The organism is Gammaproteobacteria bacterium, from assembly GCA_016705365.1.
Classification (GTDB): Bacteria; Pseudomonadota; Gammaproteobacteria; order Pseudomonadales; family UBA5518; genus UBA5518.
This window is the reverse complement of sequence record JADIYI010000006.1, coordinates 164,020-177,191: the sequence shown is the minus strand read 5'-3', so window position 1 is coordinate 177,191 and position 13,172 is coordinate 164,020. Positions and strand designations below refer to the sequence as shown.

Genomic DNA, 13,172 nt, shown 5'->3' with positions numbered 1-13,172 from the left:
AGCCGGCCTTGTGCCGGCTTTTTTATTTGGTGCCCCTAGGGACAAGATTCGAACCCCCGGTTCGACGCAAGACGCGCAGCGTCGCAGCGAGCGTCCGAACGCAGTTCGGACGACCCGAAGGGCGAGGGTGCGTAGCACCCGAGTAATCCCCTAGGGGACGCCAGCGAGCGCGCGCAGTGCGCGAGCAATGAGGGCGGTGATCGAAGCGGAGTTCGACGCAAGACGCGCAGCGTCGCAGCGAGCGTCCGAACGCAGTTCGGACGACCCGAAGGGCGAGGGCGCGTAGCGCCCGAGTAATTCCCTAGGGGACGCCAGCGAGCGCGCGCAGTGCGCGAGCTTTCTCGCAAAACGCGCGTTGCGGCGCGCAGACGTGTATATTGACCGGGTTTTGCAGCCGGATTCGCTTCGCAAACAGCAGGATACTCCACGGAGTGGCGCCTGCCAGCGCGACAGACCTCCGATTGCAGTCGCTATCTGATAGTTTGTGCTCGTGCATATTCGATAGTGTTTTATACCGCACAGCACTCTTTCTACAGATGGTGAATAAATGAATATCTATACGGGAAACCTTTCCTACAACACGACCGACGCCGACCTGCGCGAAGCATTCGAGGCATTCGGCAAAGTGACTTCGGCCACCGTGATCTCCGATCGCGCAACCGGTCAGTCCAAGGGCTTCGGTTTTGTCGAGATGGCCAACAACTCGGAAGCCGACGCAGCCATCAAGGCGCTGAACGGCCGTGATCTGAACGGTCGTACGATCAAGGTGAACCAGGCGGAAGCACGCAAGGAGCGCGACAGCAGCGGCCCACGCCGTCGCTTCTGATGCCGACGCGCAACCGCGATCCGGCTGAAGGACCCCCGTCCTCTCCGGTCGCGGAAGCGCTCTTCTCTTTTCCCCCATCACGGCTTCGCGCATGAATTGCATGCGTGCGGGCGACGTCGTGTGAGCCGCGCCCGGTGCTCCGAGCAGTGCGATCCGCGGCGCAATTCCCGGCAATTTAACGCGATCGCGACGGCCCGGGATGGCAGCACCCGGAGGCGGCGTTTACCATACGCGGCTACCGCGGCGCCGCCGCAGTCGGCCGCAGTCCGGAGTATCCCGCGCCCCATGAGCAATGCCCTCGAGATCCGCAACCTCAGCAAGACCTACGCCAATGGTTTCGCCGCGCTGAAAGGCATCGATCTCGATGTCGCGGAGGGTGATTTCTTCGCGCTTCTCGGACCCAACGGCGCCGGCAAATCGACCACCATCGGCGTGATCTGCTCGCTGGTGAACAAGAGCGGCGGGCAGGTGAGGGTATTCGGCACCGATATCGACCGCGACTTTCCGCTGGCCAAGCGCAATATCGGCGTGGTGCCGCAGGAATTCAATTTCAATCATTTCGAGAAGGTCGGCGATATTCTTGCCACCCAGGCCGGCTACTACGGACTCGCCCCCGGACTGGCACGCCAGCGCGCCGAGAAATACTTGCGCAAGCTCGATCTGTGGGACAAGCGCGAGCAGCCGGCGCGCAATCTTTCGGGTGGCATGAAGCGGCGACTGATGATCGCGCGTGCGCTGGTGCACGAGCCGCGCCTGCTGATCCTCGACGAGCCGACCGCCGGCGTGGATATCGAGTTGCGCCGTTCGATGTGGAGCTTCCTGCAGGAGATAAACCGTGCCGGCACCACGATCATCCTGACCACGCATTATCTCGAGGAGGCCGAGAGCCTGTGTCGCAGCATCGCGATCATCGATAACGGCGAGATCATCGAGAACACCACCATGAAGAAACTCCTGCGCCAGCTGCATACCGAGGTTTTCCTGCTCGATGCGGCGGGTGATCTGCCTGCCGACATCGTGCTCGAGGGCTACCCGACGCGCGTGATCGACTCGCATACGCTCGAGATCGCCGTCGACAAGGAACAGTCGCTCAACGAGGTGTTTGCCAGCCTGTCGGCGCGCGGGGTGCAGATCAACAGCATGCGCAACAAGACCAACCGGCTGGAAGAACTGTTCGTGGGTCTGCTGAACGAGAACAAGGCCCCCGAGGCCGCGGCATGAATCCGCGCGAGCTGTTCATGGCATTTGCCACCATCCTGGTCAAGGAAATACGGCGCTTCGTGCGGATCTGGCCCCAGACCCTGGTGCCGCCGGCGATCACCATCACGCTCTATTTCGTGATTTTCGGCAGCCTGATCGGCTCGCGCATCGGTCAGATGGGCGGCTTCGACTACATGCAGTTCGTGGTGCCGGGCCTGATCATGATGGCGGTGATCACCAACTCCTACGCCAACGTGGTGTCCTCCTTTTTCGGCGCCAAGTACCAGCACAGCATCGAGGAGTTGCTGGTCTCGCCGACGCCGAATTACATCATCCTGCTCGGTTTCACGCTGGGCGGGGTGGCGCGCGGGCTTTGTGTCGGGCTGATCGTGACGGTGTTGTCGCTCGCTTTCGTGCATCTGCAGGTACAGCATCTTGCGCTCACGATCCTGGTGGTGTTCCAGACCGCGGTGCTGTTTTCGCTCGCCGGGCTGATCAACGCCGTGTATGCCAACAATTTCGATGATGTGACGATCATCCCGACCTTCGTGCTGACCCCGCTGATCTATCTCGGCGGGGTGTTCTACTCGATGGACCTGTTGCCGGCGTTCTGGCGCGGCGTCTCGCAGGCCAACCCGATTCTCTACATGGTCAATGCGTTTCGTTACGGGGTTCTCGGGGTATCGGATATCGATGTCGGGATGGCGGTCGGGATGATCGCGCTGTTCATCGTCATCGGCTGGTGCTATTGCCTCTACCTGCTCAATTCCGGGAAGCGGTTGCGCCAGTGAGACGCCTGCGCAAGGCGCTGCGGGCCACGCCGTGTGGCTGTTTTCATGGTCTACAATTGCTGCTGCAATTTCGGATACGGGTATGAGCGACAACAGCTTTTTTGCCGACACACCACTGGGCAAGCGCAGCGAGGTGGTTTCGCAGTACACCCCGTCGCTGCTGGTGCCCATCGCGCGCGACCGGCTGCGCCAGAAACTGCTGATCGATGCCGGCAAGCTGCCGTTCGAGGGCGCGGACCTGTGGACCGCCTGGGAACTCACCTGGCTCGATCGCGATGGCAAGCCCGAGGTCGGCGTGCTGCAGCTGCAGGTGCCCTGCAACTCGCGCGCGGTGATCGAATCCAAATCGCTGAAGCTTTATCTCTGCTCCTTCAGCCAGACGACTTTTGCCAGTGCCTACGACGTGGTGCGCACGCTCGAGCTGGATCTTTCGGTCACGGTCGGTACCTCGGTGGTGGTGAACCTGCTGTCGATGAGCCAGGCCCTGCAGGCGGGCGTTGCAACGCTCCAGGGCGAGTGTCTCGACACGCTCAAGCTCAAGATGTCGATCTATCGCCCGGACCCGGGTCTGCTCGAGATGGTCGAGGACGGGCAGGTGGCCGGCGAGATCCTGTACAGCAACCTGTTCCGCACGGTATGCCCGGTGACCGGGCAACCGGATATCGCCAGTATCCAGGTCAATTACTTCGGCACCCGCGTCGATCGCAAGGCCCTGCTGCGCTACCTCGTGTCGTACCGCGAATACCAGGGTTTCCATGAGCATTGCGTGGAGCGGATCTTCATCGACATCATGGACCGCTGCCGCCCGCGCGACCTCAGCGTCTATGCGCGCTACACCCGCCGCGGCGGCATCGATATCAACCCGTTCCGCAGCACCGGCAAGACCATTCCTCCCCACACCCGGCTGGCGCGCCAGTGAGCGCTGGATGCGGGTCCTCGGGTTGTAAGCAAAGATGCTCTTGTATAGAGTACGCGCCTCGTTTTGGCCGGCCCGCATCCACGGCGCGGCAATCCAGGTTCCGGTGAGGTGTCCGAGTGGTTGAAGGAGCACGCCTGGAAAGTGTGTAACGGCTAATCCCCGTTCGAGGGTTCGAATCCCTCCCTCACCGCCAGATACAGAAAGGCCCCATCGGGGCCTTTTCTGTATCTGGCGGTGAGGGAGGGTGGACGAACCCTCCGGTTCGACAAATCGGCAGGACTGCCGATTTGGACGCACGAGCGAAGCGAGTGCGCCCGCAGGGCGAGCGCCAGGGATGGCGCGCGTCACTAACTGCGCAGCAGTTTGAAACGAGCCGCGCAGCGGCGAAGCCCGCAGGGTCGAAACAGCCCAAAGGCTGTTTCGATTAATCCCTCCCTCACCGCCACCCAGTCTGCTGAGTTACGGTTCTCCGACCGGAGGCACTTCGTGGGCTGATTGGATATTGATCCACGCTTCGCGTGAACCCTTCAGACTGGACCATTAGGGGCAATTCCAAGCCGCACTCTGAGCGAGTTGTGGGTCATTGCTGAATGGATTTCAACAAACCACGAGGCTAGTGTGCAAAAATTGGCCAGAGCAGAGGAGTCCGAATGTGCCGACCGCAACGAACCAGAGCCCCAAGCACGAAGCGCACAAGCTGATTGATGAACTGCCCGACGGCGTCACTTGGCAGGAGCTCGCCTATCGACTTGAAGTGCGCGCGGACATCGAGGAAGGACTGGCGGACATCAACGCCGGTCGAATGACTGACGTGAAAGACCTAAGGCGCGAATACGACCTGCCGGAATGAAGGTAGCCTGGTCAGAATAAGGCCAAGACCCGCCTGAGAGAGATCCACGACCACATCGCGCAGGACTCGCCGATACGAGCCAAACAGGTCGTCGACCGTTTGACACGCCGCTCGGAGCGCCTTGTATTCGATCCCCGTGCTGACCGGCGCGTGCCTGAGTATCAACAGGACGATTTGCGCGAAGTACTGGAGCGGCCGTTTCGCCTGATTTACGTCGTCAGACCAGATCGCGTAGAGATCGTGACGGTGAAACACTACCGGCAGCGTTTGCCGAAGCAACCAGCGGATCTCTGACAGCGATTCTGGGGGCGCCAAACTGCTCCGAAATCCGATACCCTGTTGACGTCCGTCCAATACTGACCCACTGGGGGTGCGGATAAAAACTTGGACTGGTTTTATGCCGTAAGTCCAAGATTCTCTCGGTATTCGATGGGGAATATGGGTGCGTATTCCGGCCAATGCTGCCACCCATTCCGGCTGAGGGGAATATGGGGACTAGAATATGGGGACAGATTTATTTTAGGAATATGGGGACGGGGATATGGGGACAGATTTATTTTACGACGCGGCCGGGAACATCACGCAATACGACGCAACCTCGGGCGATGATACATTCCTGTCCTACGATGCCCGGAACAACGTGCAAATGATCACGGTCGGCACCAGCGCGGGCACGACCACGCCCACCGCGCGCGAGCAGTTTTGGTATGACCCGAACGGGCAGCGCTACCTCGGTCTTGAGACATGGGATGAAACCGAGCCTTTTTTCATGGAGATCGAGTTCGAGGGCCGCACGTCCACGATCGTCGACGAATGGTGTGAAGGCTACGCGCGTGGCGTGAAGTTGAATCCAGAGCTCTGGTTGAGCGGCGGTAAAGAGATTTCGGAACCGCTCCTTGCTGAACTACTTCAAAAACTCCTCGATCTCGACTCCTGCCTGCTTGAGGATGGCGCGCAGCGTGCCTTCCGGCATATCGCCGGGATGGTTTGGGATGGTGGTGTAGCAGTTGGTCACCGGGTTGTGCCAAATCTCGTGGGAGCCGGCGGCTTGGCGGTGGAATTCGAAGCCGGCACGTTTGAGCCGCTGTACGATGGTGCGGTAGCGAAAGCCAGCCAATCTCCCCATTACAGGTTGACGATCAGCGGATAGTCGAGCGTCTCGCGTGCCGGCGGTAGTAACGGTCCAGTTCCCTGCTGCGCCTCGATGAGCTTCTTCGCCACATCGCGGGCAATCTCGACAGCTTCCTCGATGGTGCGGCCCTGCGCGATAAGACCCTGCACCTCATCGGAGGTGGCGAGGTAGACGCCTTCGGGCAATTTCTCGATATGCAGATTGATGATGTGTTCCATCGCGATTTCCCCTTTAGCGGCCGGCCTGCGCCAGCAGTCCATCGAGCATCTCCATGACGACGTGCTGCTTGGCGCACGGCAGGCGTGAGATAACTCACGTGGAGAGTAATCTTATCCAGAGCTAAATTCTAGGAGGAGCCCGGCCCCGGGGGCCCGCCCCCCCCCCCCCCGGGCCGCCCGGACCGAAGCCCCCCCCCCCCCCCCCCCCCCCCCGCCGCCGGGGGCCCCCAGGCCCCCCGCCGGCCCGCCCCCGGCCCCCCCCCCCCCCCCCGGCGGGGCCGCGCCGACCCCGCGCACGGCGCGCCCCCCGCCTGCCCCCCCCGGTTGATATACCGATGAATTTCTCAAGTCACTCGATCCCGCACACCTGCGCCGCCCACATGGCCCACGACGCCGCATCGTCCGGCAATTTCAGCGCCTTCTTCTCCAGCCAGCGTTGCGCCTTGTCGGCAAGCATCCGCCATTCATCCTGACGATCGCTGAAGTGCCGGGCCAGCAGGGCAAGCGCTACCGCGGTATGAACCGCCGAATCCGCAGCGGTACTGCGACCCGCGATCTTGATGACGAATACGGGGACCGAATAAGGGGACAGATTTATTTTCGCTTCTGATCAAGATCACCGCCAATAACGACGTCGGACGGCTCGAACAGGTCTTCAACGCGGGTGCATTGGCTGGGACCTACACCTATGGCAGCGCGGGATGTCGCTCGGAGGACTCTAAACAAAACCGCTCACTACTCAGGGCGGGGGGACGTCGGCCCGCGGTGTCAAGGATGCCTGATGGGATGCAGCAAGGATTTCGCGTTTTTCGATCACTTCGCTTTCTCGTGACACCAGCGAACAGGCACGCGCAGTCGCCATTTTGTCACGACGTGCGGCCCGTCCTGGGCAGGGTCGAGATTCGAATGGCCACCGCTGAGATGGCGCCCGCAAAGGCGGGCGAGCTCAGCACCGTCGGGCAAGTACTCTGCCAGAAACCCGAGGCGCTTGAAAACAGCGCCTTTGCCGAGACGCACAGCGGGTACTCGATGAGCTTCTCATCATCGCGATCATCGCATCGCAGATATGTGGCAAGGCAATCGGCTACGTGTTGGATGCCACCGCCGAGCGCAGGGTCATCCAGCATGTCGACGACCGTGCGGTGTACGTTGGATACCGGCACGCGGGTCTGATGGCGCCATAGGCTCTTGGTGCCAAAGAGCTTTCGTTCCTGAATATGCTTCAACGAAAATGGCGCGCCGTGTCGCACTTGGCGCTTCTGACGCACGGGCTGCACCGTCATCACGAAGATGTCGTTGAAGATTTGCTCGGTGAGATCCCAATGCTCGGCTGCCGTGCGCCCGCCGATGTAAGCTGGCGCGAAGAGTGCGGGGACGAGAACCCAAGGGTCGTCAAGGACGTGGTCGGACCGCATCGTGTCGATTGACGCGGCGACGTAGACGCCCCGACCGACGCGCCTTAGCCAACCCTGTTCTGTCCAGCGTGAGAGACGCTGGGCGGCCGCAGTGCGGTCGAGTTGAAGAGCGCTGACGACGTCATCTACCCGGATGACGTCGCCCGCTGCGGATACGACGCTGACCAGCTGTGCGCGGCCTCGGGGAAGTCGAAAGATCCTTTGTTTCATATGCAACATTTAACGTAAAGCGCGAACTATTGCATATATAATAACCAACGACACGCCCGGATCTGTGGGAGCTGCGGGCTGTTGAGTTCCATCCAGAAACGATCCACTTTCCCGCACTTGTTCAACTCGGGACTGGCCCGCTTCAACAGCATCCAACTGGTTGAAATCGAAATGATTCGATTCCGCCGCCATGGACCAGTCGCTCATCAAAAAAGTGGGGCAATTCCTGACGGAACTCAACAGGGGTGGACAGGGGGTGTGTGTGGGGTACAGAAGCGCTTGAAAAGCCACTACTCGAAGATGAGATTGAGGAGAGAGATCTCAGGGATCATGCCGTTCTGGTATGGCAGTTCCAGCGGGTCGAAAGAGACGGCAGGCCAACGGACTCCGGCAGGTCAGCAAATACTGAGGGGCAAGGGTAGTGCCGGCGCACCCGTTAGGGTGCAGCCGAGCCCGTACCGCCGCCCCGATGAGTACTCAAGGACATCGCTGTAGCGTTTCCCCAGTTCGACTTTGGAAAACTGTTCGAAGTAGTGCGGCAGCAGGCTGCGCGGGTACCCGCGGGCGCTCAGGAAGCCAGCACCTGCTTGGCGGCCTCGCCGGCGATTTCGCGTGCGAGGCGCGGGACAAGGTAGCCGGGGAGGCGGTTGCGCATTGCGGCGATCAACTGCTTGCCGCGTTGTTCCGGGACGTCGAAATGGGCGGTACCGCGCACCGGGTCCAGCAAATGAAGGTAGTAGGGGAGCACGCCGCATTCGAACAACCGCTCCGACAACGCACACAGCGCATCCGCGTCATCGTTCACGCTGTCAAGCAGCACCGACTGGTTGAGCAAAGTGACGCCGGTGGCCCGCAACTGCAGGGCGGCATGTGCGAAGTCCGCGCCGAGTTCGTTGGCATGATTGGCGTGAAGCACGATCACGATCGGCATGCGCTGCGCGGAAAGCAATGCAAGCAGTCCCGGCGTCACACGCTGTGGAATCACTACGGGCGTTCGCGTGTGGATGCGCACGCGTCGCAGCTGCGTGATCGTGCCGAGCTGCGCAAACAACGCGTGCAGCGCATCGTCTTTGAGCGTCAGCGGATCACCGCCCGAGAGAATCAGCTCAGCGATGGATTGGTCCTGGCGGAGGTGCTCGAGCGCACCGGCGAGCGCGAGGCCATCGCTGTGCTGCTGGTAGGGAAACTCACGACGGAAGCAGTAACGGCAATGCACCGCGCAGGCAGGCGAACTCATCAACAGCGCGCGACCGGCGTACTTGTGCAGCAGGCCCGGAACCGGCGAAGCCTGCGCCTCGGCGAGCGGATCGGCGCGGTAACCGGGGTGCTCCCGCAGTTCCTGCTCGAGCGCCAGCACCTGGCGGAGCAGCGGATCGCGTTCGTCTGCGTGGCGCATCAGCTGTGCATATCCGCGTGGCACACGTACCCTGAAGCTGGGGTCCGTATCGAGCTGTGCAGCAAGCGCGGAGTCCGCGAGACCCAGCATGGCAAGCAGTTCGCGCGGATCGCGGATCGCCTCGCGCAGCGCGCGTTGCCAGTCCTCAGTCTGTCGGTTGTGCAGCGGGATCGGGTTCATGGGCCGTGTCGAATCGGGGTGTCGGATCGCGGGCGCGAATGGTACGGATTATCGCGGCGCGTGGCCAGCAAGCGCCGCGTGGAACGCTCGCGGAGATTTAGCCCGCGCAGAGCCCGCCATCGAGCGCGATGGCCGGCGCGGTCAGTCATAAAGCTCGCCGCGGTGGCCGTCGGTGTACACCCCGTCGCGAAACAGCATATGGAAATGTAGATTCAGGTTCAGTGCACTGCCAAAGTGCTGAATCAGTGTGACCGTGATCTTGTGGGTAAAGCCGGCCTTCCTCGTCGCTGCCATGATGGATTCCTTGGGCGACAATCTGGATCGCATTCAGATCGTCAAAGGCTGGCTGGATGGCAAGGGCGAACTCCAGGAGAAGATGCATGACATGGTCTGGAGCGGAGTCCGCAAGCGTGATCGAAATGGCAAGGTACCCTCTAACGGCAGCACCGTGGATGTGAAGAATGCGACCTGGAGCAACTCCATCGGTGCAACTGAGCGGATCATCGTCTGGAAAGATCCGGATGGTCAGCAGGCTTTCTACTACGCCCGGGTGATAGAGATCCCTACACCCCGCTGGATGGCATAAGACGCGAAGAGTTTCAACATCAAACTGCTGGACGGCACCCGCACAACTGTCACCGAGCGGGCCTATACGTCGCCCATCTGGAATTCACCGGAGTAGGAGGCTCGACATGCCTGGGCCCAGCTCGTTTCCCTGATCAGGCGCGCTCGTCTTTCGCCTTGCGCGCCGCCACCCACGCCAGCGGCGCGGTCTTGTGCAGCAGCCAGTAGCTGACCGAGAGCGCCAGCACAACCGCCGCAATGGCAAATATGTACGCTGATTCAACGTGGGCGGTATCCAGCACGATAACCTTCCGCGCGATCGCCATGAGCGCGGTCGCAATCACCAGATTGACATGGATCACGTTGTCTTTGAGGTACATCACAATGTTGATGAATATCTCAATCGCTATCAGTACGGCCATGAACGCGCTGAAGGTGGCAAGAATGTCAGTAATTTCGAGAAGCATGAAGGGCGGCGCCATGAGCCGCTCGCAGAGCACCCAGACAACATCCCAAACCCCCCAGACGATGACAAAAGTCATGAGTACAGCGAGGAATCGAACCGCCAGACGTATGATCCGGGAAAGGCCTGAGATCAGTTTGTCATCCTGAAAGCTGGACAGCCCGAATTCCTCATGTGTATCGTGGTCGCGTTTCATGCCTGCATACTTACCTTGTTGTTCCTCGCCGAGGGTCGGCCTGAATTTCCATCAGAAGACCGGAGCTGTCTAGTTGCGCGATTTCGTCTCCACCTTTGTGTTCTTCTTCACCGTAATCGACCCGATCGGCACGATACCCGTCTTTATTGCGCTGACCCAGAATTTTTCAGAGATCGAGAGACGAAGAATCGCAATCCGATCAACAATCATCGCCGCTGTGGTCCTGGTTTTCTTCGTTCTGGCAGTCGAATTACTACTGTCCGTGATGAGTATTCCTCTGGCGGCTTTCCAGATCGCCGGAGGGGTAGTGCTCTTCCTGTTCGCACTGAGCATGATATTCGGTGAAAGCAAACCTGAGGAGGAACTCCGGGTAGATAGCGCTGCAGACGCGGCGGTGTTTCCATTAGCGATCCCCTCCATTGCCAGTCCAGGTGCAATGCTGGCGGCTGTGATGCTCACAGACAAAGATCGTTTTGACCTCTGGGAGCAGTTGTTCACAACATCCATTCTGCTTCTGGTACTGGGAATCACCTTGGTGCTCATGCTGTGGGCAACCCGCATACACCGCCTCATTGGCAACTCCGGCGCGAGCGTACTGAGTCGGATCATGGGGCTGATTCTGTCGTCTGCAGCGGTTGCGAGCATGCTAGCAGGAATTGACGCCTATTTTTCACTCCGGTAGCCGTCAAACGCATCTGGGCAGGTTGTGTTCCTGCTAACACTGCAGATTACATTCCGTACTGCCGGCGCCCAGCAGAGAATATGGTGAATGTGGGGACAGATTTATTTTACGACGCGGCCGGGAACATCACGCAATACGACGCAATCTCGGGCGATGATACATTCCTGTCCTACGATGCCCGGAGCAACGTGCAAATGATCACGGTCGGCACCAGCGCGGGCACGACCACGCCCACCGCGCGCGAGCAGTTTTGGTATGACCCGAACGGGCAGCGCTACCTCGGTCTAGAGACATGGGATGAAACCGGGGTACAAAAGCAATTGGTGACGGTGTACCTGGGGGATTATGAGGTCACCGGCCCACCCACGGGCGTTTCGGGGGACGTGGTGGAGCGGGTGAGCGCGAGTGCGGCGGTACAGCGCATCAAGAAGTTGGATGCCTGGGGAGGGAACCAGATCTCCATCTTTTCGCGGCATCTGCATCATGATCATCTGGGCTCGGTCGATGCGGTGACCAATGCCAGCGGGGCGGTTCTTGGAGAGAAGATCAGCTTTGATCCCTTTGGGGGGGGCGGCGCGAGAGCAACTGGGCGAGCGACATTGATGCCGCCAGCATGAGCACGCTGCTGGCCAATGAGAACTCGATCTACACGCGAGGATTCACCGATCAGGGAATATGGGGACAGATTTATTTATCTCGACGTGCGGAATATGGGGACGGATTTATTTATCTCGACGTGTGGGGTGCGAATGCGTAAATCATTGCCAATCGAAGTGAAAAACATGCTCGGTGGCGCGAAGTCCGACTTCAACGCCCATTCCCTGATAATTCCCTGTTATCAGAAGCGTTCAGTCTGAATTCCTTAAAATATCTGCTGCTAAATCAGTGGGCCAAGGGGGTATGCATGGCAACGTGCGATAGAAGCGAATGATTTTCCCTGTAGATTTCCCGTGAGCAGGGAAAATTCCGGAGACGGGTTAGTAGCAGACTGCGTCTCACCGCCACACAGTCTGCTGCGTTACGGTTCTCCGTTCGGAGACACGGCAGAAACACGAAAAAGCCTGCGAATGGCAATCGGACAGTACCGGACCGAGAGACAAGGTTTGGGGCCGCAATTTGCCGGGTCAGCCGATAACGGTACTGATCGCATGCTTGAGCGCGATGCGGTCGTCTTCCTTTAGCCGTCCGAGTTTCTTTATGATCAGCCGCTGCTCGATCGTGGTAATGACCGGTTTGAGCACGGACGGTTTCAACAGTCCCGCACCCTTCCAGTCCTGGACGATCACCTCGCCGACAGCGAGGGTCGGCCGCACCTGGCTGGTCACAGCCAGCAGGATCACATCGAACCGGGCCCGGTGGTAGGCCTCGCTCGAGATCACGGTTGCGGGGCGCTGCTTGGTGGTGGTCTGATCGGTGAACGGGAACGGCACGAGCACGACATCGCCGAAGTTATAGGCGGTCATAGTCGGCATCGTCCTCGTTGTCCCACACGGCATGCAACGCGCTTTCCGACAACGCGGCTGCCGCCCGCACCAGCCGCTGGTCGTCGTCGCGGCTATGCAGGAAGTCCACGAAATCCTCGACCTCGGCCAGACGCTGTGGTGGCAGGCTGCGCAACTTCTCGATCAGGACGTGTTCATCACGGGTGTTCATGGTAGTGACCTTCAGGCGGGCTTCGAGATAAAGGCGTCGATGGTGCGCAGCAGCGCTTCCTGATCGCGTTTCGGCAACGCATCGATCGCCCGCAGCCGCCGTGACAAGCGGCGGTTCTTAAGACCGGAAGCCGAACGGGCTTCCGCCTTCAGTCCCAAAATCTCATCGGTGGTCACGGCCAGGAGCTTGGCGATCTCGACCACGACATCGGCCGGCAGGCGGATGACGCCGGTCTCGTAATCGGAGACGACGGGCTGGGAGACGCCGAGCCGTTCGGCGAGTACTTTCTGCGTCATGCCCTTGTCCTTGCGGAACTGGGCGATACGGGCGCCGCTGGAATCTTTGCTGAGCACTTGAGGCACGAAACACACTCCAATCTGGGGAAAAGTGGCTGCAATTGTATAGCCTGTATTCACGGTGATCTCGGCTGGCATGGTGTGAGTCTGTTGCGCAGTATAGGCAATGCCTATAATTCTG

The 13,172-nt window shown here is 60.1% G+C and carries 15 protein-coding genes, 1 tRNA gene and 3 pseudogenes; 10 read left to right on the top strand and 9 right to left on the bottom strand.

The window, feature by feature from the left end; genetic code table 11:
- The first annotated feature begins 547 nt into the window (after positions 1 to 547).
- The 7 genes from IPF49_06800 to IPF49_06770 all read left to right on the top strand — a co-directional run bounded on the left by IPF49_06800 (position 548) and on the right by IPF49_06770 (position 4,880).
- Complete coding sequence (locus IPF49_06800; GenBank protein ID MBK6287332.1) at positions 548 to 826, top strand: RNA-binding protein; 279 nt, start codon at positions 548 to 550, stop codon at positions 824 to 826.
- 285 nt (positions 827 to 1,111) lie between these two features.
- On the top strand, positions 1,112 to 2,047 hold the full coding sequence (locus IPF49_06795; GenBank protein MBK6287331.1) for an ABC transporter ATP-binding protein: 936 nt from the start codon (positions 1,112 to 1,114) through the stop codon (positions 2,045 to 2,047).
- Positions 2,044 to 2,817 carry an ABC transporter permease gene (locus IPF49_06790; GenBank protein MBK6287330.1) on the top strand — a complete coding sequence of 258 codons (774 nt, stop codon included), beginning with the start codon at positions 2,044 to 2,046 and terminating at the stop codon, positions 2,815 to 2,817. The genes IPF49_06795 and IPF49_06790 overlap by 4 nt, the downstream gene beginning before the upstream one ends.
- 82 nt (positions 2,818 to 2,899) lie before the next feature.
- Positions 2,900 to 3,736 (top strand): NADPH-dependent 7-cyano-7-deazaguanine reductase QueF, encoded by an 837-nt coding sequence (gene queF / locus IPF49_06785; GenBank protein ID MBK6287329.1) that lies wholly within the window; start codon positions 2,900 to 2,902, stop codon positions 3,734 to 3,736.
- Positions 3,737 to 3,838: 102 nt separating this feature from the next.
- Positions 3,839 to 3,929: transfer RNA gene (locus IPF49_06780), tRNA-Ser, on the top strand.
- A gap of 459 nt (positions 3,930 to 4,388) precedes the next feature.
- Positions 4,389 to 4,586 carry a hypothetical protein gene (locus IPF49_06775; GenBank protein ID MBK6287328.1) on the top strand — a complete coding sequence of 66 codons (198 nt, stop codon included), beginning with the start codon at positions 4,389 to 4,391 and terminating at the stop codon, positions 4,584 to 4,586.
- 33 nt (positions 4,587 to 4,619) lie between these two features.
- A complete protein-coding gene (locus IPF49_06770) occupies positions 4,620 to 4,880 on the top strand; it encodes a type II toxin-antitoxin system RelE/ParE family toxin (protein MBK6287327.1) in 261 nt (86 codons plus the stop codon).
- A gap of 610 nt (positions 4,881 to 5,490) precedes the next feature.
- On the opposite strand, the gene IPF49_06765 is transcribed toward IPF49_06770, so the two are convergent.
- The 5 genes and pseudogenes from IPF49_06765 to IPF49_06745 all read right to left on the bottom strand — a co-directional run bounded on the left by IPF49_06765 (position 5,491) and on the right by IPF49_06745 (position 9,464).
- Entirely contained in the window at positions 5,491 to 5,712 is a 222-nt protein-coding gene (locus IPF49_06765) for a type II toxin-antitoxin system HicA family toxin (GenBank protein MBK6287326.1), read from the bottom strand.
- Entirely contained in the window at positions 5,712 to 5,936 is a 225-nt protein-coding gene (locus IPF49_06760; protein ID MBK6287325.1) for a type II toxin-antitoxin system HicB family antitoxin, read from the bottom strand. The genes IPF49_06765 and IPF49_06760 overlap by 1 nt, the downstream gene beginning before the upstream one ends.
- An 813-nt stretch (positions 5,937 to 6,749) precedes the next feature.
- Positions 6,750 to 7,561: pseudogene (locus tag IPF49_06755) on the bottom strand (type IV toxin-antitoxin system AbiEi family antitoxin domain-containing protein).
- 568 nt (positions 7,562 to 8,129) lie between these two features.
- Entirely contained in the window at positions 8,130 to 9,137 is a 1,008-nt protein-coding gene (gene epmB, locus IPF49_06750) for an EF-P beta-lysylation protein EpmB (protein MBK6287324.1), read from the bottom strand.
- Between the two features lie 168 nt (positions 9,138 to 9,305).
- A pseudogene (locus IPF49_06745) lies at positions 9,306 to 9,464 on the bottom strand (transposase).
- Here IPF49_06745 and IPF49_06740 point away from each other — a divergent pair.
- A pseudogene (locus IPF49_06740) lies at positions 9,430 to 9,819 on the top strand (DUF3604 domain-containing protein). The pseudogenes IPF49_06745 and IPF49_06740 sit on opposite strands and share 35 nt — an antisense overlap.
- A gap of 37 nt (positions 9,820 to 9,856) precedes the next feature.
- Here the strand turns inward: IPF49_06740 and IPF49_06735 are convergent.
- Complete coding sequence (locus tag IPF49_06735) at positions 9,857 to 10,360, bottom strand: phosphate-starvation-inducible PsiE family protein (protein ID MBK6287323.1); 504 nt, start codon at positions 10,358 to 10,360, stop codon at positions 9,857 to 9,859.
- A 73-nt stretch (positions 10,361 to 10,433) separates the two neighbouring features.
- On the opposite strand from IPF49_06735, the gene IPF49_06730 reads away from it, so the two are divergent.
- Positions 10,434 to 11,042 carry a MarC family protein gene (locus IPF49_06730; GenBank protein MBK6287322.1) on the top strand — a complete coding sequence of 203 codons (609 nt, stop codon included), beginning with the start codon at positions 10,434 to 10,436 and terminating at the stop codon, positions 11,040 to 11,042.
- A gap of 80 nt (positions 11,043 to 11,122) precedes the next feature.
- Complete coding sequence (locus tag IPF49_06725; GenBank protein ID MBK6287321.1) at positions 11,123 to 11,659, top strand: hypothetical protein; 537 nt, start codon at positions 11,123 to 11,125, stop codon at positions 11,657 to 11,659.
- 507 nt (positions 11,660 to 12,166) lie between these two features.
- Here the strand turns inward: IPF49_06725 and IPF49_06720 are convergent.
- Genes IPF49_06720 through IPF49_06710 form a run of 3 tightly spaced genes read right to left on the bottom strand, consistent with a single transcriptional unit; the run spans position 12,167 to position 13,129 of the window.
- Positions 12,167 to 12,514, bottom strand: coding sequence for a type II toxin-antitoxin system PemK/MazF family toxin (locus IPF49_06720; protein ID MBK6287320.1), 348 nt, complete (start codon positions 12,512 to 12,514; stop codon positions 12,167 to 12,169).
- The gene (locus IPF49_06715; GenBank protein ID MBK6287319.1) at positions 12,492 to 12,695 is read right to left on the bottom strand and encodes a toxin-antitoxin system, antitoxin component, Xre family protein; all 204 of its coding nucleotides are present in this window, start codon (positions 12,693 to 12,695) and stop codon (positions 12,492 to 12,494) included. The genes IPF49_06720 and IPF49_06715 overlap by 23 nt, the downstream gene beginning before the upstream one ends.
- A gap of 11 nt (positions 12,696 to 12,706) precedes the next feature.
- Complete coding sequence (locus IPF49_06710; GenBank protein ID MBK6287318.1) at positions 12,707 to 13,129, bottom strand: helix-turn-helix transcriptional regulator; 423 nt, start codon at positions 13,127 to 13,129, stop codon at positions 12,707 to 12,709.
- Positions 13,130 to 13,172 lie beyond the last annotated feature (43 nt).